We start from the raw sequence: 26,675 nt of genomic DNA on the forward strand, positions 1-26,675 counted from the left end.
TTGCAAGTTGAAATAAAATATGACTATAATCTGAAGCAAATCTATAACTAAAGAGAAGGTCATCAAAATACTATTTTTTTATATTTATCATAATTATTTATTATGGATACTAGACTACTTAAATTTTTCATCGCTGTTTACGAACAAAAGAATCTAACTCGAGCTGCTTCTCAATGTTTTGTTTCTCAACCCAACATTTCTAATGGAATTAAACAACTTGAAGAAGAACTTGGAAAAACTTTGTTTGAGCGTCATAAAAAAGGTGTTGAATTAAAAACCGAGGCTCATTATTTATATCCAATTGCTAAACGTTTGGTTAGTGAAATAGATAATTTGAGTCATAGTTTTAAGGTTAGAAAATTTGAAAACAAAGTACAAATTGGTATCGCAGAGAGTTTGCCTCAAGAACACAAACAACAATTTTTTAGAACTTCATCTAATATTTGTGATTCCGTAGAATGGATAGTAAATGAAATTGATAGAAAAAATGAACTTAATTTATTAGTAAGGGAATGGAAGCAGGAAGAAGATTTGTTTTTACCTCTTTGGAAAGAAGACTATGTTCTTTGTATCCCTAACGACAATCCTTTAATAAACAAAGACCTTATTAGCTTAAAGGATTTAGAAAAAGAAACATTTATTCACTGCCCTCCTTGTGAAGCTCACAAGCAATGTTTATCTATTTTAAACCACGAAACAAACAAAATGGTTACAGTTGCCAATTGCTCAACCAAAACCGAAACATTAACCATGCTAATGGCTGGATTAGGCGTTACTTTTTTACCTGAATCGTTTGTTGATGGGTGGTATGGTTTTGAAGTAAAAAAATATAAAGGGCCTCGTTATTTTAGAGAAGTTGGTTTGGCTTACCCAAGAAAAAGCTTAAGAAATCCAGCGATTGCTAAAATCATTGAACATTTTTCTAAAAACCCATTAAAAACAACAAGGTTTAGTGAGTTTGGCCACTATTTCAAAACCTAAGATTGCGTTTAAAACAATCTTCCATAATAGTTTAAATCAACCAATTCTCCCTTGGTTGTTCTATAATCACATCTAAGTACTCCTTCTTGTTCAAACCCGCATCGTAAGGCTAGATTTATACTTCTTGTATTTTCTTTTGAAATTCTACAAAACAACTTTTTAAACTGATGCTTTTTTACTGTATTCTCTAGTATATAATTAAAACTCTGAGTTATAACCCCCTTTCCTTCATAGGACACATCTATAAAAGCTCCTAGTTCGGCTTTAGGAACATCCCAATCTATATTTTTAAAATCTATAAAACCAATCGCTTTACCTAATTTCTTATCTATTATTAAATACGGATAATAAGTTTTCTCTTCTACTCGTACATCTATTTTTTTACAATACTCTTCTGTATCTTGCAATGTTTGTGTATACTTTACTGTTCCAGCAAAAAAGTCTTCTAACCTATTTTTATTCTTATTAATTAATTCAAAAAAAAGAATACTTTCTTTTTCTGTTAATAATTGTACTTTAAAATCGTCCATTATCATACTCATTTATTTTTTTGTAAAATAACGGCAACTTACAAACATATACATTGATTTAAATCAACGTTTTCTTCACCCTTGACAATGTTTCTGGGCTCATTCTTAAATAAGATGCTATGTATTTATTTGGAATCTCTTGAAACAACTCTGGTCTTCTTTTTAGAACTCTTTGATATCTTTTTACAGGAGATGAAATTAATAAATCTTTTTCTCGCTCTGCTTGATGCACTATAATCTCCTCCAAAACCTTATACCACAATTCTTGATACTCTTGGCGAGAAAATATAAACTTTAAAAACTCTTCCTTAGACAAATAACTTACTTCTGTTTTCTTTAAAGCCTCTATTTCTAATTGAGAATTTTTACCCGAAAAAAAAGAATCTAACGCTGTTATGATAGATTCTTTATATCCAAAATAAAAAGTATGCTCTTCAAAATCTTCAACAAAGAAAACTCGAACACTTCCCTTTTCTATAAAATAAATATTGGTATCAACGCTATGAGCTCTTTTTAAGAACTCTTCTCGATTTAAAACTTTTCTCTGAGTAGCAATTCCTTCTTTCTTTATATAAGCTCGTAACGTTTTATATGCTTCCATTTTTAATGGATTATTGCATTCTGAATATCTGCTTGTATTTTAGTTCTCATATTACTTCTAACCAAGCCAGAGTTTTTCATTGTTGGATACACTCTGTTAGATAAAAACACATAAACTATTCCCGATTCAGGATCGGCCCAAGTATAAGTTCCTGTAAAACCACTATGACCAAAACTTTTTTCAGAAACACATCCACAAGTTGGCTTTTCTTCAGGTCTTATTTGAGGCTTATCAAAACCTAATCCTCTACGTACTTTTTTGTCTGCATAATACCTTTTATTAAACTTTTCTAAAGTTTCTGGCTCAAGGTATTTTTTACCTCCATACTCTCCATTTTGCAAGAACATTTGCATAATTTTAGCTACATCATTTGCATTTGCAAACAAACCTGCATGTCCTCCAACTCCTCCTAACATTGCTGCTCCCATATCATGAACATAACCATGCACTAATTGATTTCTATAATAAGTATCTTTTTCTGTAGGTACTATTTCTGACTTACTAAACTTATTAAGCGGCAAATATGTTGTTCTATTCGCTCCTAATGATTGATAAAACTCCTCATCAACCAATTTATTTAGAGGTGTTTTGTATTTTTTCTCTATAATTTCTTTAAAAATATAATAGCCTAAATCGCTGTACTTGTAGCCAACTCTTTCTCTTTGATCTACCTCAACAATATGCTTATAAATTGTATCTCTATACGCTTTACTTAAATATAAATTTTTAGCAACCTTGATATTGTATTTTTTGGATCTTTTCTTTCTATAATATTTAGATGAATTTTTTCCAGTTTCTTCATCTTTTGTATTCATATAAAAAGGAATCCACGATTGTAATCTTCCGTAATGAGAAAGTATTTCTTTCAATAATAAAGTATCCTTATTTGACTCGTGATACCTTGGCAACACATCTCCTAAACTTGAGTACAAACTAATTTTCTTATCTTCTTCTGCCTTCATAATCATTGGCAACGAAGCTAAAATCTTAGTCAATGATGCAAGATCATAAATATCAGTTTTCTTTACTTTTCTTCTCTTTAACCCCGTATGATATCCAAAACTTTTGTTATAAAATACTTTACCGTTTCTTGCTATTAAAACCTGACCCCCTGGAGCCATTTTCTTTTGCAAAATAGTATCAATTCTTTTGTTTATGATAGAAAGTTTTTCTGAAGACACTCCTGCTTCTTCTGGAATTGTGTATTCAAAAACATTTAATCCTTTTACCGAAATTCCTTCCCCTTCTTTAAACTCTTCATTAATTGATACTGGTAATTTACCGCTCAAATCAAATGCTCCAAATAATGCCTGTGCTGAAAGTTCTTGTGCCAACTTGCTATTTTGATATGAAACTACAACTCCTTCTATGTTAGTAAAAGATTTTAGTTTTAATAAGCTATAAGGACTTGTAAACACATCTAAAATCACCTTTTTAGTTCTCGCTATCTCTTGCAACCAAACTAATTCTTTATTAGAAAATTTATAGCTTTTCCAAGGATGCTTATTTGATTTATGAAAACCTACAATTACCAAGTTATATTTTCTTAGTTTTTGCATTAAAACACTCAAATGTTTATCTGAAACCACATCTACCTTAGTGTAGTTTTTAAGCATATTAGAAAAATGCTTTCCTTTTGCATCTCCTAAAGAAACATAGGCTATTTTTTTATCTTTTAAATTCTTTATTGGTAAAATCTCAGCTTCATTCTTTGCTACTGTAATTGAACTCTTTATCAATTTTCTATGCAATACCTCATCTGATATTGAATTTAAATCTTTGTTAAGGTTATCTGTAGAAATTGGCTCGAATTTATTCAAACCTACTAGATACTTTGCTTTCAATATTTTTCTTACTGAAAAATCTAATCTTTCTTCTGTTAAATCACCTTTTTCTAAAGCTTCTTTCAATAATTTTACTGATCCAGGAACATCCTGCGGTATTAATAAAATATCATTCCCCGCTAAAATTGCTGCTAAGTCTATTTCAGCCGAAGTTGAATAGTTAGCCGCTCCTTTCATATTCAACCCATCTGTAATTACCAAGCCTTGAAAACCTAGTTTATCTTGTAATAAATTTGTTACTACATTTTTTGATAAGGATGTTGGTAACTTAGGGTTTGGTTCAAAAGCTGGAATACTTAAATGCGCTGTCATTACACTGGCAACTCCTTCTTTAAATATTTCACGATAAGGATATAACTCTATTGAATCTATTCTTTGTTCATTAAAATTGATTGTTGGTAAAGTATGATGAGAATCTGTTGCCGTATCTCCATGCCCCGGAAAGTGTTTGGCATTTGCTAAAATCCCAACACTTTGCATTCCTTTGGTAAATGCAATTGCTTTTTCTGTTACATTTTCTTTACGCTCTCCAAACGACCTGTTTCCTATTATTGGATTATTAGGATTTGTATTGATATCAACCACAGGTGCAAAATTCATATGAATCCCCACTCGTTTACAGTGCTCTCCTATTCTCTTACCAGTTTCTTCTAAAAGTTCTTGATTTTTTATAGCCCCTAAAGCCATATTCCAAGGAAAACGATATGTTTTTTTAAGTCGCATATCCAATCCCCATTCTCCATCAAAACCTATCATTAAAGGAACTTTTGAGATTTCTTGATATTTATTAGTTAGGACTACTTGTTTTTCAGGTGTTCCTTGCATAAATATTAAATTACCTACATGATACTTGTTAATCATATCTGCAATAAACTTTTCATGCTTTTTGTCCTTATTAGAATAAGCCTGCACCATAAACAACTGCCCTATTTTCTCATCAATGGACATTGATTTCATGATACTATCTACCCAAATTGTTTGCGATTCCTTATCTTTTGCCAATAACGGATCTACTTGTTGCGCTTTTACTACTTGAACAAAAACAAACGCTAAAAAAACTAGTACTTTCTTCATCATATTTAAAAATCTCTTACTACATGAAATCAATTCTTATACCAAAAACCTCTTATGCCAACTTTTATCAGCTGTTACTTCCCAATTCGTTTCAAAATCCTCTTTGGTATTTACCATATTATTGAAAACTATGGTATTTGAAGTTATTTTTTGTTCTTTAGCAAATTGCTGAAACTCTGGTAACTTTACTATATTAATGTTTTCACCAACTTTAAAAGTTACATTCATTTTATTCATTAAATCTACATTCATTTCTTTTTCCAATTCTTGTACGAAACGAACTGAAGAATCTATAGAACATCCTGATACATTATTAAAACCTTCATCTACAGCTAACACTAAAAACTGATTGTATTTTATAGTAAATGATCCTTTTAAATCATCTCCATGACGTGTCCAATTTTCAATAAAAAGTATTGCTTTTGCACAAATATGTTCTACTTCCTCAACTGTAAACTCTCTATCTGCTTGGTAAATCCAAACTCGTGAATCGTTTGGTAAATTATTATATTCCGTGTACATTTTTCCTTTCTTTTATAATTCCTAAATTAAAAAACTATCAAGATTTTATATCTTAAACGAGTGTTAAAGATTACCTTAAATTAAATTTTTGTTGCAGTGCTTGTAGTTTCTCTTCATCTGTCATCTTCTTTTTAGGTGAAGACATACGTTCTTTCACTTCTCTCAAGACTTTTTTAGTGTATAGTGGAAAATCTGCATTTTGAATCCATGCATTATATCCAGGATTTTCTTTAAAAACCTCTTCTACTGTTCGTCCTTTATATTTACCGAAAGAAAAAATTTCTTGATCTTTATCATTCATCAAAACGAAACCTGCAAAATCTGCTCGTTTTCCATGCGCTGAATATTCACTTAAAGCCTCTACTGTATTATCTATATCATCATATTTTTCTATCTGCGCCATTAAAATCTCATAGGTTGCATTCGTATCAGCTTCAGCTCCGTGCGCTCCTACTAATTCTTTACCACAGTAAAACTGATATCCTGCGCTTAATGTTCTTTGCTCTTTTTTATGAAAAATTACTTGTACATCTATTGCTTTACGATTTTTCATATCAAAATCAATTCCAGCACGCATTAACTCTTCTGCTAAAAGAGGGATATCAAATCTATTTGAATTAAACCCTGCCAAATCACATCCAGCAATCATCTCATTGATTTTTGGTGCTAACTCTTTAAATGTAGGTTCTGTAACTACTTTTTCGTTTGTTATTCCGTGAATATCTGATGATTCTTTTGGTATTTCTATTTCAGGATTTACCAACCATGTTTTACTTTCTTTATTTCCGTTTGGAAACACTTTTAATATTGATATTTCAACAACTCTATCTTTTGCAATATTAACTCCAGTTGTTTCTAAATCGAAAAATACGATTGGTTTTGCTAAGTTTAACTTCATCTAATTTTAAGAGAATTATTCATTATTTAATTGAGCTTTAAACTCGTCTATCTTATCTAAATCTTCTTGAGCTAATGTAGGTTCTTTAAACCCATACTTTTTTAACTCTTCACTAATTGTTTTTGCAACTATATATCTTGCTGTTGGTTTATCATCAGCAGGGACAACATACCATGGCGCATAATATGTTGATGTTCTTTTTAACAAATCTTCATAGCATGCTTGATATTTATCCCATAGCTTACGTTCTTTCAAATCACCCGAAGAAAACTTCCAATTCTTCTCAGGAATATTTAAGCGACGTAATAACCTATTTTTTTGTTCTTCTTTTGACACATTTAAAAAGAACTTCAAGATAATTGTTCCGTTTTCTGAAATATGCTTTTCAAATTGGTTTATTCGATCCATTCTTGAATGATAAAAATCGTCATTTAAATCATCTAAACTTTTAACTGTTGGGATATTTTCTCCAAAAACATATTCAGGATGCACTCTTGTTACCAACACATTTTCATAATGAGTCCTATTAAAAACTCCTATTTTTCCTTTTGCAGGAAGTGCGATATAGTGTCTCCATAAAAAATCGTGTTTCAACTCTAACTCTGTTGGCACCTTAAAACTATGCACTACAACTCCACGGGCATTTACATCTTTAAATACTTCACGAATCAAACTATCTTTCCCAGCGGTATCCATTCCTTGTAAGCAAATTAACATACTATACTTACCTTCAGCATACATAGTATCTTGTAATTTACTTATTTCTTTCCTTAATTTTTTAAGTTTTTTTTTCGCTTCCCCCTCTACTGTTTTCGTTTCAAAATCGCTTAACACAACCTCTTCTGAAAACTTAAACATGTCTGTATTCATAGATAATGCTTTTTATACGATAAAAGTACAAAAAATATCCCCTTTAATCATTGATTTTTTCTTGGTTATTATCATTTTTAACAATAAGATTCTTAATTGGTTTTTAATAAAATTTGTGAGCTTTATCACACATAAAACAAACAAAAATGAATAAAACTGTAATTATACAAGGGAGCTCAAAAAGCAATGGTAACACAAACACTGTTATCAACTACTTAAATAAAAATAGTGATTTTGACATTATAGACTTAAAAACCAAGAATATCGGAGCATTTGAATATAATTTTAGTAACGCAAATGATGATTTTATTCCTTTAATGGAAACCATTATTGAAAAATATGACACAATCATTTTTGCTACCCCTGTTTATTGGTACTCTATGAGCGGGACTTTAAAACATTTTTTTGACAGGCTATCTGACCTTCTTCATTATAAAAAAGAACTTGGAAGACAGTTACGTGGCAAAAACATGGCTATGATTAGTAATTCTGGAGCCAATGATTTAAAAGACGGATTCACCATGCCTTTTATTGAAAGTGCAAATTATTTAGGCATGAACTATATTGGAGATACTCACGCATGGTTTACTGAAGACGGCAAAGAAATAGACACTGACGCTAAAGCTAAGATTGATGATTTCAGAAAATCATTCTAATAAAAAAGCCTTTCATTGTTAGTGAAAGGCTTTGTTTTTTATTCTACTGGTATACATAAATCTACAATCCATTTTTTTTGAGGATGCTCTTCTGCATTGTTATAATAAATCTCAAACGGATCTTGATCCCCTTTTCTATAACCATGCTCGCTCATCCACACAAAACTACTTTCCCATGCTTTTTGAAATTGTTCTCCCACAACCTCAACTCTAGAAACCACACATTTGGTTGCCGGTAAAGTTTTTAAATTCACCTCTCCTTCTGTAGTTACCTTACGATCTAAAACCATACAAGCACTCTGTCTCACCTGGTCTGGAGATGTTATTTTAGGGCTATCATGATAAATTGTCACCATCCTTAAATTTGGTTGACTCATTAAACCTTTAGGAGCCGCCCATTGAATTAAACGATTGTACACACTTCCTATTAAATCCATTCCTCCTTTATGACTCAAGTAAGCCAATTGCATTTCTGGAACTACTTTTACTTCTGTTTTTGCATTCATTTTTAACCAATTTAAATTTTCATTTATATTACAAATGTATTGCTCAAACCTAGTTTCTATTTGCCCATTCTTGCTTTCTGTTTTACATATCTTGCTATATTTATTAGCACTTTCTTTTTTAAATTCCGCAGGACTCATTCCGTAAAAGCTCTTAAACGCTCTTGAAAACGAAGACAAACTTGTAAAACCTACTTTTTCAGAAACTTCTGTTATTGATTTTTCTTTTTGCTTCAATAAAAAAAATGCCGCTTTTTCAATTCTTTTTCTAACAATAAAATCATTTAACGTCTCGTTGGTTACAATTTTAAATAATCTATGAAAATGAAAAGGAGAAAAATGCGCTTCTTTTGCTACTCTTTCTAATACTAGTTTCTTATCTAGATTAGACTCCACATAATCTATTGCCTTACCTATTCTAGTTATTGTTTTATTCGAAAAATTCACAGTTCCTTTCATCTATTTTATAATTCCTATATAGCACACACTTTCACTCTACAAACAGCCCTCACTTTTAGCCTCTGGATACTGATTTCTTTTGAAGTCCATAAAAAACTAAACCTCCCAAAAAATAAAGAATTACATCAATCACATCTGCTGTATATCTAGAGTGGCTTTTAGGCAACACAAATTCAAATAAGACTGAATACATAGCACACATGTAAAAAATTACCCAAATAGGAATTTCATAATTCTTATCTCCTCTACTCCATCTAAGTACATACAAACTAAACGACAATACTATTGGTATAATAAGAAAATCATTTAGGTAAAACCGAATAACTCTTGGTAACTCAACTTCATATTTAGAAGCTAAATAAACAATTGCTCCTAAACACAGTGAAAACACAAAATATATATGAAGTGCTTTTCTCACCTTACCCAGCTGCTACCATTGCTATAAACCAAGCCAGCATAGCTCCTATAGCACTTACTACCAAAAACACTGAATACAATATCCAACCCACTATCTTATAAAGAAAAAATGGATGCTGCTTTAAGCGCTCAGCTAAGTTAGGATTCTCTAATTCATATTTAGCTTCATCAATTCGCTTCTGCCTTTCTCCTTCTTGTTTTATTTCTTGCTTTTTCTTAAAAGAAATTAATCCTCCACAATTTTTACAAAAATCAGAGTTTTCAGTAAACACTCCACATTTAGTACACTTGATGTTTTTTGATACTTTAGGCATCTTCTTTTACAAATGAATATTTATTTTGTTTTCTATACGGACGAATTATCAAGCGAGTTTCCCTATCAAAACGAATATAACTATACACCCAGTTCATAAAAACAATTACCTTATTTCTAAAACCTATTAAAGAGAACAGGTGTACAAACATCCATACAAACCAAGCAAAAACTCCTTGAAACTTCCACTTAGGTAAATCGACTACAGCTTTATTCCTTCCAATAGTCGCCATAGAACCTTTATCATTATATTTAAAAGGTTTTAGTTTTTTTCCTTTTAATTTAGCTAAGATATTTTTTCCTAACAGCTCACCTTGTTGAATTGCTGGTTGTGCCATCATTGGATGCCCACGTTCATAATCTTTTGTTTGCATGCAAGCAACATCACCTATAGCATATACATTTTCATATCCAACTACCTTACTATATTCATCAACCTTAAAACGATTCGCTCTCTCTATCAAACAATCTTGTTCTAAACCATCTATAGCATCACCTTTTACACCAGCTGCCCAAATAACCGTTTCCGCTTTAAAATGATCACTACCGTTAGTCGTTACTGTTTCACCATCATAATCTATCACTCTAAGATTTTTCCATACATCAACTCCTAGCTTAATTAAAAAATCCTCTGACTTTTGTGATGCCTTATTACTCATTCCGCTTAATAACTCATTCGTGCCTTGAATAAGATTTATCTTCATTTGACGAATATCTAAGTCTGGGTAATCTTTAGGCAAAATCCCTTTCTTCATTTCCGCCAAAGCTCCAGCTAATTCGACACCAGTTGGACCTCCACCTACAATAACAAAATTCATCAAAGCCCTTCTCTTTTCAAGATCTGTTTCCAATAAAGCTTCTTCAAAATTTTCTAACACCAAACTACGAATATTCAATGCTTGGGGAACTGACTTCATTTCCATTGCATATTTTTCAATATTCATATTTCCAAAAAAGTTTGTAGTTGAACCTGTAGCAATAATTAACTCATCGTATTCTAAACTTCCTATCGAAGTTTCTATCACATTCAATTTTGCATCGACATTAGTTACTTCCGCCAAACGAAAGTAAAAATTCTCTACATCATTAAAACGTTTCCGAAGCGGAAAAGCAATACTATCGGGCTCTAACCCTCCTGTAGCAACTTGATATAATAATGGTTGAAATGTATGATAGTTATGCTTATCTATTAAAACTACCTGAAGTTCTTGATCTTCTAATCCTTTAGCAGCAGCCAATCCTGCAAATCCCCCTCCTATAATTACAACTCGAGGAAAACTGGTTTGTGGTATATTCATTTAGATTTATTAAAGTTAAAATCTAAACACAAATTTACTGAATTTTAATGATATTCCCTTTTCAAATCTTGCTTAAGTAACTGCAAGGATTTATTTGAACTCATCAAGTTTAATATTATTTCTTTTCGCAATACATCAATATCCTCATCGTAGTATTTCGCCCACTTATACTCTTTAAATAAAGTTTGAATTTGCTTTAAGCGTTTATGAACCAATTCTGAAGTCATTAAAAAAATATTTTCATTCACTTCCCTACCTATTCTTTGGATTTTTACTTGCTTATTTTCAAAGTCTACTTCCAAATAAAAAACCTTATCAACATCATTTAATGGATAAAAATCCTTCCAATTAGCATAACCAACATAATAGTTTTGGTTTCTATAATTTTCAATTCCTTTTATTTTCCATCTACAATTAGCTACTCTACCCCAATGATTAGAATATCGATATACACCATCTTCCGTATAATAATACAAGCTTCCCGATTTACTTTGATAATGTGCAGACTTTCCTTTAAAAAAATCGATTTCCTTTTTCTCAAACTCACAATAGGTATGCTTGAAAAAATTATACTTATAATACTCTTTCAATTACAGCCTATTTTTAAGTTTTGTAAACTCCTGTTCCAAAAACAATAATTTCTCCTCTAATACATCATTAAACTCTGGTAATCTTTTAAAAAAAGCATAACGGATACGCCATAACTCTTTTACATCAGATAATGCATAAGTTTTATCTTCTATATTTTTATGATCTGCCCTTAAAACAATTTCATCATTTGTTACATATAATCTTCTTAAAATAAGTTCATCGTTTACCAACACCAAAGCCAATACACCGTTATTTAACTTCTCTATCACATTTTTAGGAACAAACTCCCCAACAACAACATCTTTAGGAAACAAACCTTTATCATGGTTTGTCATTTCTAAATTCCTGACAGTATACCCCCTAAATACTTTCTCTGTATTAATAGGTAAGTTCAAAACAGGCAAATCACCCACAAATGCTTTTTTATTGTAATACTTAATATAATCACTAACCTTTTTTTCAGTAATACATGGAACAGAAGCAAACACTTCTTTATCCATATCATCAGCTTGCAACGTAATATCATCCTTAAACTGCAACAACTTATTTACAGTTAATTCAGAAGTTAGCAAATCATCCACCTTAATACTAAAATGATTAGCAATCTTTATTATCGTATCTATCTTAGGTTCACTCCTACCCTCCTCATAAGCCCCTAAAGTAGCGCGCTTTAGATCAAAAATCTCAGCAAAAACTTGCTGACTCAATCCTTTAACCCCTCTTATTTTTTTTATATTTTTTCCAAAAAACGACATATTTTGCTAATTTTATTTGCAAATTAAATTATTTTACCTATCTTTACACTAACAATATTAGCTAATATTTTTGATGTTTGCTATTTTTTTTAGTTAAAAATCAAAATAAACAAAGAAACAACTAACCAAATTTTAACAACTATGATACTATTTACTATATGTATGACCGGACTTGTTTTCAAATCTTTTTTGTAATATTACAAGCGCTAAAAAGAGAAGAAAACAAAATTATAAACTACTAATTTCATTGCTAATGAACAATCACTATTTAAAAACAAAAAACTTTTTACAGGAGCTTAATGTAAACATTATAAAGGAAGACGAAACTGAGGGGATTTTTGTTATTGAAAAAGAAAGTTTTGGAATCAAAAACTTAATTATAGGAGTTGCTTACCCAATAGTTATTATTGAACAATTCATCTTTAAAGTTAATCAACCAAACGAAGAAATTTTTAAGAGTTTACTAAAAAAGAACAGAGACATTGTTCATGGTGCCTTTGTTTTAGACGACAGCTATGAGCGTGTAATTTTTAGAGACACTTTACAGTTAGAAAATTTAGACTTAAACGAATTAGAAGCTAGTTTAAACTCTTTGAGTTTATTACTAAGCGAATATTCTGAACAAATTATTACATATTCAAAATATTAAAAAATATTATTATGAACATTTTTAGAAGATTATTTAACATAGGAAAAGCCGAAGCTCACTCTGCCATTGATAAAATGGAAGATCCTATTAAACTAACAGAGCAAGGAATAAGAGACATGAAAAAAGACTTAGACAAAAGTCTTGAAGCATTGGCTCAGGTTAAAGCGATGGCTATTAGAGCCAATAACGATAAAGAACAATACACATCTAAAGCTGAAGACTATCAAAACAAAGCGATGCTTATTTTGAAAAAAGCTCAAAATGGTGATTTAGATATGGCGGAAGCTGATCGTTTAGCAAAAGAAGCTTTAATTAAAAAAGAAGAAGCTACAAACCACATTACCAGAACTACAGAAGAAGCTGAAAGATTTAACAAATCAGTTGCTCAATTAGAGAAAAATGTTTCTGAAATAAAATCGAACATCAGTAAATGGGAAAATGAGTTAAAAACTTTAAAAGCCAGAGTTAAGGTTAGTAATGCTACTAAAAACTTAAACAAGCAAATGGCTGAAATCGATAGCTCTAGTACAGTTTCTATGTTAGAGCGTATGAAAGAAAAAGTACAACAAGAAGAAGCATTAGCAGAAGCTTATGGAGATATTGCTAATGAATCTAAGAGTATAGACGAAGAACTAGACGCTATTGTAGACACAACTGAAGCTAGTGCTATGAGCGATTTAGAAAAGCTTAAAAAGCAATTAGGAATGGATAAAAGTGACGAGACTAACAATTCTTAGAACTAAATAAATGTAAAAAAAATTAAAATGGAAGAGCTATTAAACAATGCATTCTCACCTGTTAATGCTACATTGAGCATCTTATTAATCATACTTTCTTTGTATTGGATTTTAACGATACTTACAGGTATTGATTTAGATTTTTTTGATGTAGAGTTTGACATAGATTCAGATGTGGATATTGATGCTGATGTTGATAGCAAAATAGATGTAGACATACCAGATAATAACGCAGCAGAAGGTTTTTTTATAAAATTTTTAAAATACTTCGGATTTGACGAATTGCCTTTCATGTTCTTAATTTCGATTGTTGTCGTTGTTATGTGGTTTATATCTATAAACCTAAATCATTACTTAAGCTTTCCAACCTTCATTGGGTTTATTTTACTAATCCCAATCTTTTTTGCAAGCCTTTTTGTTGCTAAATTCTTAACAAAACCTCTCGTAAAGGTTTATAGAATGATTAACCATAAAGGAGAAGAAGTTATTGACTTTTTAGGAAGAGAAGGTAAAATTACTGCTTCAGTAAAGGATAATAAAATAGGTCAACTTGAGATTATGGTAAAAGGAGACCCTATAAAGATTTATGTAAAATCTAATTCAGGAGAAACAATAAAAACTGGAGAAAAAGCAGTAGTTATTGATGAATCAAAAGATCTCAAATATTACATCATAAAAAAACTAGAAACAATCAATTAAAACACTAAACTTATGTTAGAAACTTCTTCAATGGTAATCATAGCATTTATTGCTATTGTTATACTAGGACTATTATTCTGGATTATATCCATGTATAAAAAAATAGTTCAAGGAAAAGTACTTGTTAGAACTGGATTTGGAGGAACCAAAGTTTTCTTTAATGCTGGTATGGTAATCCCTGTACTTCACAAACAAGAGATTATGGATATTTCCGTAAAGAAGCTTGAGGTAGAACGTATTGGAAGCGATGGGTTAATTTGTAAAGACAATATGAGAGCTGACATCAAAGTAGCTTTCTTTGTCAGAGTCAACAAATCAGTTGCCGACATCATTAACGTTGCACAAACAATTGGATGTGAAAGAGCATCAGCAAAAGAAACCTTAGATAATTTATTTGAGGCTAAATTTTCGGAAGCTTTAAAAACCGTAGGTAAACAATTCGAATTTATAGAATTATACGAAGCTCGTAGAGAATTTAGAGAAGCTATTATGGATATTATTGGTACAGATTTAAATGGATATGCTTTAGATGACTGTGCTATTGACTATTTAGAGCAAACTCCTGTAAATTACTTAAAAGCTGATAATATTTTAGATGCAGAAGGTATTAAGAAAATTACCGAATTAACTGCTGCACAAAACATAAAATCTAACTTAATTAAGCGTGACGAAGAAAAAACTATTCGTAAACAAGACGTAGAAGCTAGAGAAGCTATTTTAGAGTTAGACAAGCAATTAGCCGAAAAAGAAGAACAACAAAAACGTGAAATTGCTAATATAAAATCACGTGAAGAAGCAGAAACATTAAAAGTTGCAGAAGAAGAACGTTTAAAATCTGAAACAGCAAGAATAGCTACAGAAGAAAAAGTACAAGTTGCAGAAGAAAATATGCAACGTCAAATCATTGTTGCTGAGAAAAACAAAATACGTACAGAAGCTGTTGAAACGGAAAGAGTTGAAAAAGACAGAGCTTTAGAAGCTACAGAACGTGAGCGTATTGTTACACTTGCTCAAATTGAAAAAGAGAAAGTTGTAGAGGTTGAAAAGAAAAACATTCAAGATGTAATTCGCGATAGAGTAATGTTAGAAAAAGGTGTTGTAGAAGAAAAAGAAAACATGAAAGACATCGAAGCTTTTAAAGGAGCCGATCGTGAAAAGCAAGTTGCTATTACTTTAGCTGAGAAGTCTGCTCAAGAGCAATTAATTAAGCGAATTAAATTAGCAGAAGCAGAAAAAGAAGCTGCTAAGCAAAAAGCAGAAGAAATTAACATCCATGCTCAAGCTCAAAAAGAAGCTAGTGAAAAAGAAGCAGAAGCAAGAAAAACATTAGCTGAAGCTAAAGCAAAAGAAGAAGCTACTATTGGTATGTCTGAAGCACAAGTAATGCATGCTAAAGCAGATGCTAACGAGCGTCAAGGATTAGTAGAAGCTACAATCATTGAGAAAAAAGCAAAAGCAGAAGCAGCTGGAACCTTAGCCAAAGCAGAAGCTCTTAAAGAAGAAGGTATTGCTGAAGCAGAAGTAATCAAAGAAAAAGCACTAGCAAAAGCAACTGGTGATAAAGAGATTGCTTTAGCTGAAGCTGCTGGAATTGAAGAAAAAGCAGAAGCTATGAAGAAACTTGACGGTGTTGGTAAAGAACACGAAGAATTCAAGTTACGCTTAGAAAAAGAATTAAAAGTAGACTTAGCTCATATTAATGTTCAGAAAGATATTGCAGATGCACAAGCACAAGTTATTGGTGACGCATTGAAAGCTGCAAATATTGATATTGTTGGTGGTGAAACTATGTTCTTCGATCAAATCATTGGACAAATCACAAAAGCTAAAGGATTTGATAGACTAGTACAGCACAGTGATAACATTCAAGATGTAAAAGATGCTATTTTAGGAAGTGATGATGTAAAAGGAAACTTATTAGACAAAGTAAAAGACTTTGCTACCAAATACGGAATTTCTTCTGAAGACATTAAAAACTTAACAGTAGCCAACCTTTTAATGGACTTAAAAGGAAAAGCAACTAGTTCAGATGATGAAAACCTTTTTAGTAACCTATTCAATTTAGCAAAAGGATTAGGTTTATCTAACCAAAAGTTATCATAAACAACTTTTACAAAGAGTTTATCATATCGATAAACTCTTTGTTTTCTTAGTTATTTTATAACAAGAAAATTAAGGTGTCTCACATACACCTAATATTTTATTGTTTCTATTTATTTAAAACCACACTTTTAAAAGTACATGGAAAACCAAAACAATGCACAGCAATTAGATGGCGGCACCTATGAAATCATTCAAAGTAGATTACAAAAACAAAAGCAAGATCTACAAGAAAGATTACATACCCTAAATGAGGATAGAAAACATGTTTTTGGAGCTATAGAAACCAAATTAATTGCTAATGATAGAATTAACACCGAAAACAATTGTATTGCCAGAGATATCGTTTCTTTGGGTAACATCTCTATTTTCGGATACAATGTTCACTTCGGATTAAGAACCGACATCAAACTATCGGATGTGTTTAGTATTTATGAATTTAAAGACCAACGTTTCCACATTCAGTCTTTAGATCTACTAAACGATCCTGTTTTTATTGATGACTTTACCAATCTTTATAAATATTATAGAAATACTATTTTCTCGAAATTTGCTGTAATTGGAAACTATTTATACATGGTTTTTCAGTTAAGCGAAAACAAAAGTGATATTAAAGCTTTTAAATGGCTTATCAACGAGAATAGTCTTCAGTATATTGATAACAGAAGTGAACACGAATATAAATTCCCTACACAACACGAGTTTAAATGGCAGGAAGTAACTCGTGATATGCACCGATATGGAACCTACTCTCATGTATCTATTTTAGATAAGGTTTTTGTAGAAACCATTGGAGGAGATTTAACTATTAAAATTGAAGACAACACAGATGAAGGAAGAGGAATTCTTTCTGAACCTGTTGAACATATAGATCAAACATTAGACGATGGTCAATTCAGATATGGTAATTTGGGAAATCTAATTACCCTAGAAGTAAAACCATTTCAAGAACCATCTCGTTATTTTGTTTACAACCATAAACTTCAGGAAGTTCAAAAAATAGACAGTATTAAAGACACTGCTGTTCAACTACCAGATGACCATGGTATTATATTTCCCAACGGGTATTACCTACAAACTGGGGAATACAAACTTTTTGAAAACGATGCTAAGGAAGTAAAATTCCAAGAAAAAATAGTATCTCCTAACGGAGAAGACTTCTTATATGTATTTTATGCAACCATCCGTGGTTTGTACATTTTAATGTCGTACAACATCATAGAACAGGAAGTTAAAACACCCATAATTTGTAATGGTTTTACAGTATTACAAAATGGAGAACTTTGTTATTTTAAAACAGAAAACGAACAAACTAAACATCATGTAGTTCAAATTTGGCAAACTCCGTATTTGAAAGGAGATTTCATGCCTTCACAACATGAAAACACTTTATTATATAAAATAGGAAACAAAGATATTGTTCGTGCCATGGCAGAATGTCATGAATTAATCAACCTATTAAATAAAGAAGATAATTATACAGGTTTATACAACGATATTGCCAAAATATCAAAAGATATAAACGACACTTATTACTGGTTACCTGAAAAAGAAACCTCACAATTAAACATTCCTATTGCTCAAATAAATGAAGCTGCAAATGCTGCTATTGAAGAGTTTGAGAAGGTAGTTCAACTAAAAAAACAAGCTGAAAAGGAAACCAAAAACATCAATCAGAAATCTGATGAGTTATTCAGCAAAATAAAAAGTACTTCTTTTAAATCTATTGACGACTTCGTTGTTCTGTTGAATCAATTACGAACCTTACGAGGAGAAGTAATCAGTTTACATGATATTCGATATATAAATGCCAATCTCTTAAAAGAAATAGAAGAGCAAGTTGCCGAACAAAACAATCTTATTTCTAAACGTTGTGTTCAGTTTCTTTTAAACGATAAAGCATTAGAACCTTACCATAAGAGAGTTTCAGAAAAAGAAGAAGCTTTACCAAATATTAAAAAGGTAATAGACGCCAAAGCTCTAGAAAAAGAAGTTAATCAGATTACTTCCGATTTAGAAATGCTAATTGATATTGTTTCAAATTTAGAAATCGAAGATACTTCACAATCTACTAAGATTATTGATAACATCTCATTGATATTTGCCACATTAAATCAATTAAAGTCTGGAATTAAAAATAGCATCAAAAGCTTAGGAAGCAAAGAAGCTAAGGCCGATTTTAATGCGCAGTTAAAGCTAATTGACCAAAGTATTATCAATTACATAGACATTGCTAATACACCTGAAAAATGTGATGAATTCTTAACCAAAACAGCTATTCAACTTGAAGAGTTAGAAGGGAAATTTGCCGATTTTGAAGAGTTTATTACTCTGATTATTGAAAAAAGAGAAGAAGTTCATGCTGCTTTCGATAACAGAAAGAACAGCTTAATTGAAAAAAGAAACAAGAAAACTGTAGCGCTACAAACAGCTTCAGAAAGAATTTTAAAAGGTGTAAGCAAAAAAGCACTTACTTTCAATTCAACTGAAGATATCAATGGATATTTTGCCGCTGATTTAATGATTAATAAAGTTAGAGACATTATTAGTCAACTAAAAGAATTGGACGATATCGGTAAAGCAGAAGCTATAGAAACGCAATTAAAAGTTACAAAAGAAGATGCACTTAGAAAGCTAAAAGACAAGCAAGAACTGTACGAAGACGGTGAAAATGTAATCAAATTAGGAAAGCACAAATTTGGGGTAAACAAACAATTACTCGATCTTACTATTGTTTACAAAAACGAAGAGTTGTACTACCACTTAACTGGAACTGATTTTTACGAGGAAGTTTCAAATGAAATCTTACTTAATTCAAAAAAATATTGGGACCAAGAATTAGTTTCAGAAAACAATACTGTTTATAGATCTTCATTCCTAGCTTTTAAATTATTTAATAAGTTTAAAGAAGAAGAATTAATCAACCTTACCGAAGAAGAGCTACTGAATTTGATTAGAAAAGAAAGTAGCAACTCTTATGCTGAAGGCTACATAAAAGGTGTTCATGATGTTGATGCTGCAAAAATATTACACACATTAGTACACAAACATCACGAACTTGGATTACTAACTTTTACTCCAGACGTAAGAGCCTTTGCTCAATATTTCTGGAACTCATTAACCGAAGAACAAAAAACAAACTACAATACTTCAATTAAGGCTTCTGGTGAAGTTTTAGCCGTGTTTCCAAATAGCACTGCTTACGATTTTATTATTGATGACTTAACTGATTATTTAAATAGTTTTTCAGAAAAAACACAGCTTTTTTCAAATGAGCAATCTAAAACCATTGCTAGGTATTTATTCAATGAATTAAAGAGTAATAATACTTTTCATACAAGTCCAGAAGCGTTAGTTTTAAAAGAAACATTTATTAAAACTTTAGACAGGCAAAATGCTCTTCATAAATTTAAAGCAGGTGTTGAAAAGCTCGAAGAGTATACTGATAAGATTCAATTAGCCAAACAATGGGTAAGCTCTTTCATTAACGAAAAAGCCCCTACCGAAACAAACTATATAAATGAAGTTGTTGTTTTACTATTGTTTGAAAACCTATCAGCTTTAAACCCTATCAATGTTCATCCAAAACAAACATTGCAAGGATTAAAAGGTAATCATACTACAATTAACGAAAACACTATTGAGTTTGACTACCATAATTTCATTGAAGAGCTTACTCAATTTAATCAAAATGAAGTACCTAACTTTATACAATATAGAGAAGCAAAACATCAAGTAACTGAAGAGTTAAAAGAAGAATTAAAATTAGAAGAATTCAAACCAAGAGTACTATCTTCTTTTGTTAGAAACAAATTGATAGATCAAGTTTACTTCCCTTTAATTGGTGATAACCTTGCCAAACAATTAGGAACTATTGGAGATAATAAGCGTACCGATAGAATGGGAATGCTATTATTAATTTCTCCTCCTGGATATGGTAAAACCACCTTGATGGAATACATATCGAACCGATTAGGATTGGTATTTATGAAAATTAATGGCCCTGCAATTGGTCATGAAGTAACCTCTGTAGACCCAATGTCTGCCAACAACTCAGCATCAAGAGAAGAGTTAAAAAAATTAAACTTAGCTTTTGAAATGGGAGACAATGTAATGTTATACCTAGATGACATCCAACACTGTAATCCAGAGTTTTTACAAAAGTTTATTTCTCTTTCTGACGGAACAAGAAAAATAGAAGGTATTTATAACGGAAAATCTAAAACCTACGATTTAAGAGGAAAAAAGTTTTGTGTTATTATGGCAGGAAATCCATATACCGAAAGCGGTGACAGATTCCAGATACCAGACATGCTTGCTAACAGAGCTGACATATACAATTTAGGAGATATTATAGGCGATACAGCACATTTATTTAAATTAAGTTTAATAGAAAATTCTTTAACCTCTAACCCTGTTTTACATCAACTAAGCAGTAAGTATTTTGATGATGTTTATACATTAATTGATAAAGTGGAAAACAACACACAGGAGGTTAACTTAAAAGGAAATCACACCAAACAAGAAGTACAAGATTACATTGCGGTTCTTGAAAAAGTGATTACAATTAGAGATACTATTTTAAAAGTGAATCAAACCTATATTCAATCAGCAGCAATGGAAGACAGCTACAGAACCGAGCCTTCATTTAAATTGCAAGGTTCTTATCGTGATATGAACAAATTAGTTGCTAAAATTGTTCCTATCATGAATCAAGATGAATTAGGTCGTTTGTTATTATCTCATTACGAAAGTGAATCACAAACCCTAACCTCAGCAGCTGAAGCCAATCTTTTAAAGTACAAAGAACTAATTAGTGCTCTAACAAATGAAGAAAAAGAACGTTGGGAAGATATTAAGAAGATTTTTCTTAAAAACAACAAACTAAATGGTTTAGGAAACAAAAATGAGATGACACAAATTCTAAGTCAAATGATGGCATTTACTGAGAATTTGGAAGGAATAAAATCTGTTTTACAGAAAGGATTAGAAAATAAAAATTAACTACAACCTACTACTATGGGATTTTTTGATTTATTCAAAAGCAATAAAAACGAAGAAGAAAAACATTACGATCCAATTAACATCAAAGTAACCGACTTAGAAAACGGTTACCTATTAGATTACGACTTAGAAACTTGGACAGTTACTAAAATGTCTGAATACGATTGGGGAAACAATCATTTCTCAAGAGAATTTGTAATTGAATCTAAAGGAAAGAAACGATTTCTTCATATAGAAGAAGATGATGAACTTATCATTTCTCTTTCAGAAGAATTAAAATACAGAAAATTAGGAGAAACTGTTACCGAATATATTGACACTAATGGAAAACCTCCAAAAAAAATTACACATCAAAATATTACTTATTACTTGGACGAAGAATCTCCAGGATACTATAGAAATGTAGAAAACGAAAACTGGGAAGAACTTATTTCTTTTTACTACTTAGATGAAGACGAAGAAAAATGTTTAACCATTGAACAATGGGATGAAAATGACTTTGAAGTAAGTATTGGAAAAATACTTAAACCATTTGAAATTAGTAATATTTTACCATCATACAACGAATAAACTATGCGACTTATCAACTATTTATTTTTATTAACTATTAGTTTTTTAATAAGTTCTTGCAGCACTGAAAGAAAACCAAAATTTGTAAAATCACCTATCGATAATATCATCACTAAATACATTGATAAAAATAATTACAGTGTCATCTTAGCTGATATGGATTACAAAGAAAATACCGATAAATATTTTCATAAGTATCGAATTTTAATTGAAGAAAAACAACCAAACCTATCTATTGAACAATTAAAAGATAGCTTAGCAGAACCTACCGATATTAAAATTATAGACACTGACTGGAAGGAAGTTTCTCCTATAACTTTTGAAGAGCATCAAAACGATTTAGGAATGACTATTCTAAGTAAGAAAAATGGAAAATTAGATAAAAACTCAGCTCCAGCTGGAGTAAACAATTATGTAGGAAATCCTAAATATGGAGAATGGAGAACCCATAGCGATGGAAGTTCTTTCTGGGCTTTTTATGGACGTTATCGATTATTTTCTGATTTATTCTTCGGACCAAGATATGGATATGGTTATGGCTACCCTAGAAGAGACTGGGACGACTATAATAGAAACTATCGTAATAGAAAATCATACTATGGTAGCTCTAGCAAGTACGGAACAAATTCTACAGGAAATAAGAATACTTCTTGGGCTAAAAAGCCCCAAACATTTAAAAGCAAGGTAAATTCAAAAGTTAGCAGAAGCGCTTCCAATATGCGTTCTAGAGGTTATACTTCAAGTAAAAGTTATAGCAAAAGAAGCAAAAGGAGCAGAAGTAGCTCTAGATACAGCAGATCATCTTCTCGTTCAAGAAGCGGAGGCTTTGGTAAATAACAACTAACTTAAAAAGATTAAAATACAAATGGAAAACCTAACCGAATATATAGACATTATTAGCCTAGGACACTCTTTAGGCTATGTACTTTCTGCTTTTATCATCTTTTATTTGGGAAAGTTAATTTATAGCTTAATAAATAAGAAAATCAATATTGCACATGAACTTGTTGAAAAAGACAATTTTGCTTTTATTCTATCCTATACAGGTTATTTTGTAGGATTAGTTATAATTCTAGGAGGTGCAATTATTGGAGAAAGCGTTGATTTTTATACAGACTTATTTCACATTGGTACCTATAGCCTTATTGGTATTGTTTTACTGCATATTTCAATTCTAATTAGCAACAAGCTAATTTTACCAAAATTTGATATTAAAAAGGAAATTGTTGAAGACAAAAACGAAGGTACAGGAGTTATAGAAGCTTGTATCTACATTGCAAACGCTTTAATATTACATGGAGCTCTTATTGGAGAATCTGAAAGTTTTCAAGAAGGAATACTCACCTTTATTAGTTACTGGGTTATTGGAAATATTATGTTAATTATTGCTTCAAAAATCTTCACTTTATGGATTCGTTTTGATGTACATCATCATATTGAAAAAGACAATGTTGCTGTTGGAATAAGCTTTGGAGGTGCAATCTTAGCTATAGGAATTGTAATTATGAACGCCTTATTAGATCCTTTTATTGATTGGACCACTACTTTAATTGATGTTAGTTTACAAACCGTTTTAGGAATTATCTTATTACCAATAATGCGCTTTTTAACTGACAAAATTTTACTTCCAGGAAGAACACTAACAGACGAAATAATTAACCAAGAAAAACCAAATATTGGAGCTGGTTTACTAGAAGCATTTGCTTATGTTGGCTCAGCAATATTAATTACATGGAGTATTTAAAAAGTAATTCATTCGTACTTAAATCGGCAATTTTTGCTACTGGTTTTGCTGGAATTGTTGCAGAGTACGTTTTATCTACACTTGCTACCTATTTCATTGGAAACTCAGTTTTTCAATGGACTATGATTGTTTCATTAATGCTATTTTGCATGGGGCTGGGTAGTAGACTTAGCCAGTATTTCACCAAAAACCTAGTGAGAAATTTTTTACTACTAGAGCTAGCATTATCTTTAATCGTAGCTTTCTCTTCGGTATTAGTATATACACTAGCTGCAGTTTCCTCTTATTACGATTTAGTAATTTATCTTTTAAGTATGCTTGTAGGCTTACTTATTGGTCTAGAAATTCCTTTGGTAGTAAGAATAAATAAAGAGTACGAAGATTTAAAAACCAACATCTCATCAATTCTTGAAAAAGATTATTATGGAAGTTTATTAGGCGGTGTATTTTTTGCTTTCATCGGCTTACCTATTTTAGGACTTACTTACACTCCATTTATCCTAGGATTCATCAACTTTTTTGTTGCTTGTATTGTTTTCTATCGCTTTAAAGGAAAAATGGTAAAAAAACAATTCAAACCTATGCTAGGAAGTATTGGTATTGTTTTGACTATTCTTATTGCCGGAATGAGTTTTACAAACGATGTTATTACTTGGGGAGAGCAAAAGAAATACAAAGACAAAGTTGTTTATGCAAATCAAAGTAAATACCAGAAAATTGTTTTAACCGAATGGAAGGATGAGCATTGGTTATACCTAAATGGAAACTTACAGTTTTGCTCTATTGATGAAGAAATGTACCATGAACCTTTAGTACATCCTATTATGCAAGCACATCCAAATCCACAAAAAATATTAATTCTTGGCGGTGGAGATGGTTGCGCAGTAAGAGAACTATTAAAGTACCCTTCTGTTGATAAAATTGACATGGTAGATTTAGACCCTAACATGACCGATTTAGGCAAAAACAACCCAATCCTTATAGACATCAACGAAGGATCAATGAATAGTAATAAACTAACTATCTATAATAAAGATGCCTATGTTCACCTAGAACAAGATACTAAATCTTTTTACGATGTTATCATTATTGATTTACCAGACCCAAGAAGTGTTGAACTAGGCAGACTATACTCTCATGAATTTTACACTTTATGCAGACGTAAACTAAGACCTAACGGATTACTTATAACACAATCTGGAAGCCCATATTTTGCTACAAAGGCATTTCAGTGTATAGATTTAACAATGCAATCAGCTGGATTTACAACAATTCCAATGCACAATCAAATAATATCTATGGGAGAATGGGGTTGGATTATAGGAACTAAAAACAAGAATATTTCAAAAGAAACATTTAAAAAACAATTACAAAGCTTTCAGTTTGATTCCATTACTACTAAATGGATTAACAACGAAGCAATGTTATTATTAACTTCTTTTGGAAAAAAAGATTTCTTTAATATCGATGCTAAAAAAATTGAAGTGAATAAGATTCAAAATCCGGTATTGTATCAATATTATTTAAAAGGAAATTGGGATTTATACTAATAAAAAAATGAACACTAGCTACAAACATATACAAGCCAAAATATACAATCTTCAGGAGTGGATTATAGAAACCAGTCCTGAGATTTTAAAAACCAAATTTGAAAAATTGCTACAACAAAGTGAGTTTACCATTTTAGCTTTTAACGAACATTATTTTGAACAACAAGGGTATACTTGCTTTTGGTTACTCGGAGAAAGCCATTTAGCGATTCATACATTTCCTGAAAGCAAAAAAACTTACATTGAACTAAGTAGTTGTAATCAGGAAAAATTAAACACTTTTAAAGTTTTAATGAACGCATGAGTACTAAACAAAAACTAATACTCTTCGTTATAATTGCAGCCATATACAACCTACTAGTATATGGTTTGTATTATTTTGAATCAAACTTTGAAAACACTAACATTCATAACCTTGCCGATGCTTATTGGTATTCTTTAGTAACCCTAACAACTGTTGGTTATGGTGACTTCTACCCTATTACTTTTTGGGGAAGATTAATTGGAATACTTTTCGTATTGGGAAGCCTTGGTATGCTAGGATACATCGTTACAGAATTAAGCTTAAAAATATCAGAATACTTAAAAAAAAGAGAAATGGGATACTTTGGAACAGATATGAACAACCACTGTATAATTATTGGCTGGAATACTTTTTCAAAACAAGTTGCCGAACAAATAATAAATGCTGGAGAAGATTTAGCCATAGTTGTCAATCAAGAATCAGACTTAAAAACAATTAAACAAATTTACTCAGATAAAAACTGTTTTGTTTTATTAGCTGATTTAAACGATTTTAAGGCTTTAGAAAAAATAAACATTACAAATTCAAGAAGAGTTTACATTAGTTTTGAAAACGACACAGATTCCTTAGTTTATACCATTAGCTTAAAAAAGCGATTTGAAAAAGTGAATTGTGTTGTTGCTATAGAAAACATAGAATTAAAATCGTCTTTTAACTATTTAGGAGTACAATTTATTATTCCTAAAAAAGAAATAGTTTCTAAGTTTATAGCAAGCTATATATTCGAACCTAATGTTGCATTACTTACCGAAGATTTAATATCTACCTCAAACGACAAGAGTAATTTAGATATTTGCGAAACTAAACTAACAGCAAATCACAACTATACAAACACACGTTTTTTAGATACTTATATTGATTTAAAAGAAAAATCAGGAATTACTTTAGTTGCTCTAAGTAGAGATGAACAGCTGATTAAAAACCCAGAAAACAATCTAATACTTAAAGAGAATGATGTCTTGGTTTATATTGCTAACGGAGAAAACAAACTCTATTTAAACTAGTT

Annotated in this window: 25 protein-coding genes; 13 read left to right on the top strand and 12 right to left on the bottom strand. The window is 31.0% G+C overall.

Annotated elements, in window-relative coordinates:
• Positions 1 to 102 precede the first annotated feature (102 nt).
• Positions 103 to 981, top strand: a complete 879-nt coding sequence (locus MHN29_RS10870) for a LysR family transcriptional regulator (protein WP_235275700.1) — start codon at positions 103 to 105, stop codon at positions 979 to 981.
• A gap of 8 nt (positions 982 to 989) precedes the next feature.
• On the opposite strand, the gene MHN29_RS10875 is transcribed toward MHN29_RS10870, so the two are convergent.
• The 6 genes from MHN29_RS10875 to MHN29_RS10900 all read right to left on the bottom strand — a co-directional run bounded on the left by MHN29_RS10875 (position 990) and on the right by MHN29_RS10900 (position 7,320).
• Positions 990 to 1,523: a GNAT family N-acetyltransferase gene (locus tag MHN29_RS10875; protein ID WP_235275701.1), complete on the bottom strand. Its 534-nt coding sequence runs from the start codon at positions 1,521 to 1,523 to the stop codon at positions 990 to 992.
• A 46-nt stretch (positions 1,524 to 1,569) separates the two neighbouring features.
• Complete coding sequence (locus tag MHN29_RS10880; protein ID WP_175578742.1) at positions 1,570 to 2,112, bottom strand: Crp/Fnr family transcriptional regulator; 543 nt, start codon at positions 2,110 to 2,112, stop codon at positions 1,570 to 1,572.
• 2 nt (positions 2,113 to 2,114) lie between these two features.
• Positions 2,115 to 5,030: a glycoside hydrolase family 3 N-terminal domain-containing protein gene (locus tag MHN29_RS10885; RefSeq protein WP_235275851.1), complete on the bottom strand. Its 2,916-nt coding sequence runs from the start codon at positions 5,028 to 5,030 to the stop codon at positions 2,115 to 2,117.
• Between the two features lie 36 nt (positions 5,031 to 5,066).
• Positions 5,067 to 5,552 carry an ABC transporter ATPase gene (locus MHN29_RS10890; RefSeq protein ID WP_235275702.1) on the bottom strand — a complete coding sequence of 162 codons (486 nt, stop codon included), beginning with the start codon at positions 5,550 to 5,552 and terminating at the stop codon, positions 5,067 to 5,069.
• A gap of 70 nt (positions 5,553 to 5,622) precedes the next feature.
• Positions 5,623 to 6,450 carry a 3'-5' exonuclease gene (locus tag MHN29_RS10895; protein WP_235275703.1) on the bottom strand — a complete coding sequence of 276 codons (828 nt, stop codon included), beginning with the start codon at positions 6,448 to 6,450 and terminating at the stop codon, positions 5,623 to 5,625.
• A gap of 15 nt (positions 6,451 to 6,465) precedes the next feature.
• Positions 6,466 to 7,320 (bottom strand): PPK2 family polyphosphate kinase, encoded by an 855-nt coding sequence (locus MHN29_RS10900; protein WP_235275704.1) that lies wholly within the window; start codon positions 7,318 to 7,320, stop codon positions 6,466 to 6,468.
• Between the two features lie 146 nt (positions 7,321 to 7,466).
• On the opposite strand from MHN29_RS10900, the gene MHN29_RS10905 reads away from it, so the two are divergent.
• Positions 7,467 to 7,976 carry a flavodoxin family protein gene (locus MHN29_RS10905; protein ID WP_235275705.1) on the top strand — a complete coding sequence of 170 codons (510 nt, stop codon included), beginning with the start codon at positions 7,467 to 7,469 and terminating at the stop codon, positions 7,974 to 7,976.
• Between the two features lie 38 nt (positions 7,977 to 8,014).
• Here MHN29_RS10905 and MHN29_RS10910 read toward each other — a convergent pair whose 3' ends face one another.
• Genes MHN29_RS10910 through MHN29_RS10935 form a run of 6 tightly spaced genes read right to left on the bottom strand, consistent with a single transcriptional unit; the run spans position 8,015 to position 12,312 of the window.
• The gene (locus MHN29_RS10910; protein ID WP_235275706.1) at positions 8,015 to 8,938 is read right to left on the bottom strand and encodes a GyrI-like domain-containing protein; all 924 of its coding nucleotides are present in this window, start codon (positions 8,936 to 8,938) and stop codon (positions 8,015 to 8,017) included.
• A 55-nt stretch (positions 8,939 to 8,993) separates the two neighbouring features.
• Complete coding sequence (locus MHN29_RS10915; protein ID WP_235275707.1) at positions 8,994 to 9,356, bottom strand: hypothetical protein; 363 nt, start codon at positions 9,354 to 9,356, stop codon at positions 8,994 to 8,996.
• 1 nt (position 9,357) lies between these two features.
• The gene (locus MHN29_RS10920) at positions 9,358 to 9,669 is read right to left on the bottom strand and encodes a Zn-ribbon domain-containing protein (protein WP_235275708.1); all 312 of its coding nucleotides are present in this window, start codon (positions 9,667 to 9,669) and stop codon (positions 9,358 to 9,360) included.
• Positions 9,662 to 10,966 carry an NAD(P)/FAD-dependent oxidoreductase gene (locus MHN29_RS10925; RefSeq protein ID WP_235275709.1) on the bottom strand — a complete coding sequence of 435 codons (1,305 nt, stop codon included), beginning with the start codon at positions 10,964 to 10,966 and terminating at the stop codon, positions 9,662 to 9,664. Before MHN29_RS10925 ends, MHN29_RS10920 begins: the two co-directional genes overlap by 8 nt.
• Positions 10,967 to 11,010: 44 nt before the next feature.
• Positions 11,011 to 11,556: a hypothetical protein gene (locus MHN29_RS10930; protein ID WP_235275710.1), complete on the bottom strand. Its 546-nt coding sequence runs from the start codon at positions 11,554 to 11,556 to the stop codon at positions 11,011 to 11,013.
• Positions 11,557 to 12,312 (bottom strand): helix-turn-helix transcriptional regulator, encoded by a 756-nt coding sequence (locus tag MHN29_RS10935; RefSeq protein WP_235275711.1) that lies wholly within the window; start codon positions 12,310 to 12,312, stop codon positions 11,557 to 11,559. It lies immediately after the preceding gene.
• 253 nt (positions 12,313 to 12,565) lie between these two features.
• Here MHN29_RS10935 and MHN29_RS10940 point away from each other — a divergent pair, with 253 nt between their 5' ends.
• The 11 genes from MHN29_RS10940 to MHN29_RS10990 all read left to right on the top strand — a co-directional run bounded on the left by MHN29_RS10940 (position 12,566) and on the right by MHN29_RS10990 (position 26,673).
• On the top strand, positions 12,566 to 12,961 hold the full coding sequence (locus MHN29_RS10940) for a molecular chaperone Tir (protein ID WP_150900735.1): 396 nt from the start codon (positions 12,566 to 12,568) through the stop codon (positions 12,959 to 12,961).
• Between the two features lie 11 nt (positions 12,962 to 12,972).
• Entirely contained in the window at positions 12,973 to 13,698 is a 726-nt protein-coding gene (locus MHN29_RS10945; RefSeq protein WP_235275712.1) for a PspA/IM30 family protein, read from the top strand.
• Positions 13,699 to 13,725: 27 nt separating this feature from the next.
• On the top strand, positions 13,726 to 14,397 hold the full coding sequence (locus MHN29_RS10950; protein WP_235275713.1) for an OB-fold-containig protein: 672 nt from the start codon (positions 13,726 to 13,728) through the stop codon (positions 14,395 to 14,397).
• Between the two features lie 30 nt (positions 14,398 to 14,427).
• Positions 14,428 to 16,500 (top strand): flotillin family protein, encoded by a 2,073-nt coding sequence (locus MHN29_RS10955; protein WP_235275852.1) that lies wholly within the window; start codon positions 14,428 to 14,430, stop codon positions 16,498 to 16,500.
• 138 nt (positions 16,501 to 16,638) lie between these two features.
• Positions 16,639 to 21,501: a DNA repair ATPase gene (locus MHN29_RS10960; RefSeq protein ID WP_235275714.1), complete on the top strand. Its 4,863-nt coding sequence runs from the start codon at positions 16,639 to 16,641 to the stop codon at positions 21,499 to 21,501.
• Positions 21,502 to 21,516: 15 nt separating this feature from the next.
• On the top strand, positions 21,517 to 22,071 hold the full coding sequence (locus tag MHN29_RS10965; RefSeq protein ID WP_235275715.1) for a DUF4178 domain-containing protein: 555 nt from the start codon (positions 21,517 to 21,519) through the stop codon (positions 22,069 to 22,071).
• 3 nt (positions 22,072 to 22,074) lie between these two features.
• Positions 22,075 to 22,908, top strand: a complete 834-nt coding sequence (locus MHN29_RS10970; protein WP_235275716.1) for a hypothetical protein — start codon at positions 22,075 to 22,077, stop codon at positions 22,906 to 22,908.
• A 28-nt stretch (positions 22,909 to 22,936) separates the two neighbouring features.
• Complete coding sequence (locus tag MHN29_RS10975; protein WP_235275717.1) at positions 22,937 to 23,815, top strand: DUF350 domain-containing protein; 879 nt, start codon at positions 22,937 to 22,939, stop codon at positions 23,813 to 23,815.
• Positions 23,803 to 25,365, top strand: coding sequence for a polyamine aminopropyltransferase (locus MHN29_RS10980; RefSeq protein WP_235275718.1), 1,563 nt, complete (start codon positions 23,803 to 23,805; stop codon positions 25,363 to 25,365). The genes MHN29_RS10975 and MHN29_RS10980 overlap by 13 nt, the downstream gene beginning before the upstream one ends.
• Positions 25,366 to 25,372: 7 nt before the next feature.
• Positions 25,373 to 25,669, top strand: a complete 297-nt coding sequence (locus MHN29_RS10985) for an S-adenosylmethionine decarboxylase family protein (protein ID WP_235275719.1) — start codon at positions 25,373 to 25,375, stop codon at positions 25,667 to 25,669.
• Positions 25,666 to 26,673, top strand: coding sequence for a TrkA family potassium uptake protein (locus tag MHN29_RS10990; RefSeq protein ID WP_235275720.1), 1,008 nt, complete (start codon positions 25,666 to 25,668; stop codon positions 26,671 to 26,673). The genes MHN29_RS10985 and MHN29_RS10990 overlap by 4 nt, the downstream gene beginning before the upstream one ends.
• Positions 26,674 to 26,675: the final 2 nt, after the last annotated feature.

It is taken from the genome of Tenacibaculum sp. Cn5-46 (genome assembly GCF_022347705.1).
Classification (GTDB): Bacteria; Bacteroidota; Bacteroidia; order Flavobacteriales; family Flavobacteriaceae; genus Polaribacter; species Polaribacter aiptasiae.

Coding starts and splice junctions, on each gene's coding strand:
- MHN29_RS10870 (WP_235275700.1), top strand. CDS start 103: ATGGATACTAGACTACTTAAATTTTTCATCGCTGTTTACGAACAAAAG.
- MHN29_RS10875 (WP_235275701.1), bottom strand. CDS start 1,523: ATGAGTATGATAATGGACGATTTTAAAGTACAATTATTAACAGAAAAA.
- MHN29_RS10880 (WP_175578742.1), bottom strand. CDS start 2,112: ATGGAAGCATATAAAACGTTACGAGCTTATATAAAGAAAGAAGGAATT.
- MHN29_RS10885 (WP_235275851.1), bottom strand. CDS start 5,030: ATGAAGAAAGTACTAGTTTTTTTAGCGTTTGTTTTTGTTCAAGTAGTA.
- MHN29_RS10890 (WP_235275702.1), bottom strand. CDS start 5,552: ATGTACACGGAATATAATAATTTACCAAACGATTCACGAGTTTGGATT.
- MHN29_RS10895 (WP_235275703.1), bottom strand. CDS start 6,450: ATGAAGTTAAACTTAGCAAAACCAATCGTATTTTTCGATTTAGAAACA.
- MHN29_RS10900 (WP_235275704.1), bottom strand. CDS start 7,320: ATGAATACAGACATGTTTAAGTTTTCAGAAGAGGTTGTGTTAAGCGAT.
- MHN29_RS10905 (WP_235275705.1), top strand. CDS start 7,467: ATGAATAAAACTGTAATTATACAAGGGAGCTCAAAAAGCAATGGTAAC.
- MHN29_RS10910 (WP_235275706.1), bottom strand. CDS start 8,938: ATGAAAGGAACTGTGAATTTTTCGAATAAAACAATAACTAGAATAGGT.
- MHN29_RS10920 (WP_235275708.1), bottom strand. CDS start 9,669: ATGCCTAAAGTATCAAAAAACATCAAGTGTACTAAATGTGGAGTGTTT.
- MHN29_RS10925 (WP_235275709.1), bottom strand. CDS start 10,966: ATGAATATACCACAAACCAGTTTTCCTCGAGTTGTAATTATAGGAGGG.
- MHN29_RS10935 (WP_235275711.1), bottom strand. CDS start 12,312: ATGTCGTTTTTTGGAAAAAATATAAAAAAAATAAGAGGGGTTAAAGGA.
- MHN29_RS10940 (WP_150900735.1), top strand. CDS start 12,566: ATGAACAATCACTATTTAAAAACAAAAAACTTTTTACAGGAGCTTAAT.
- MHN29_RS10945 (WP_235275712.1), top strand. CDS start 12,973: ATGAACATTTTTAGAAGATTATTTAACATAGGAAAAGCCGAAGCTCAC.
- MHN29_RS10950 (WP_235275713.1), top strand. CDS start 13,726: ATGGAAGAGCTATTAAACAATGCATTCTCACCTGTTAATGCTACATTG.
- MHN29_RS10955 (WP_235275852.1), top strand. CDS start 14,428: ATGGTAATCATAGCATTTATTGCTATTGTTATACTAGGACTATTATTC.
- MHN29_RS10960 (WP_235275714.1), top strand. CDS start 16,639: ATGGAAAACCAAAACAATGCACAGCAATTAGATGGCGGCACCTATGAA.
- MHN29_RS10965 (WP_235275715.1), top strand. CDS start 21,517: ATGGGATTTTTTGATTTATTCAAAAGCAATAAAAACGAAGAAGAAAAA.
- MHN29_RS10970 (WP_235275716.1), top strand. CDS start 22,075: ATGCGACTTATCAACTATTTATTTTTATTAACTATTAGTTTTTTAATA.
- MHN29_RS10975 (WP_235275717.1), top strand. CDS start 22,937: ATGGAAAACCTAACCGAATATATAGACATTATTAGCCTAGGACACTCT.
- MHN29_RS10980 (WP_235275718.1), top strand. CDS start 23,803: ATGGAGTATTTAAAAAGTAATTCATTCGTACTTAAATCGGCAATTTTT.
- MHN29_RS10985 (WP_235275719.1), top strand. CDS start 25,373: ATGAACACTAGCTACAAACATATACAAGCCAAAATATACAATCTTCAG.
- MHN29_RS10990 (WP_235275720.1), top strand. CDS start 25,666: ATGAGTACTAAACAAAAACTAATACTCTTCGTTATAATTGCAGCCATA.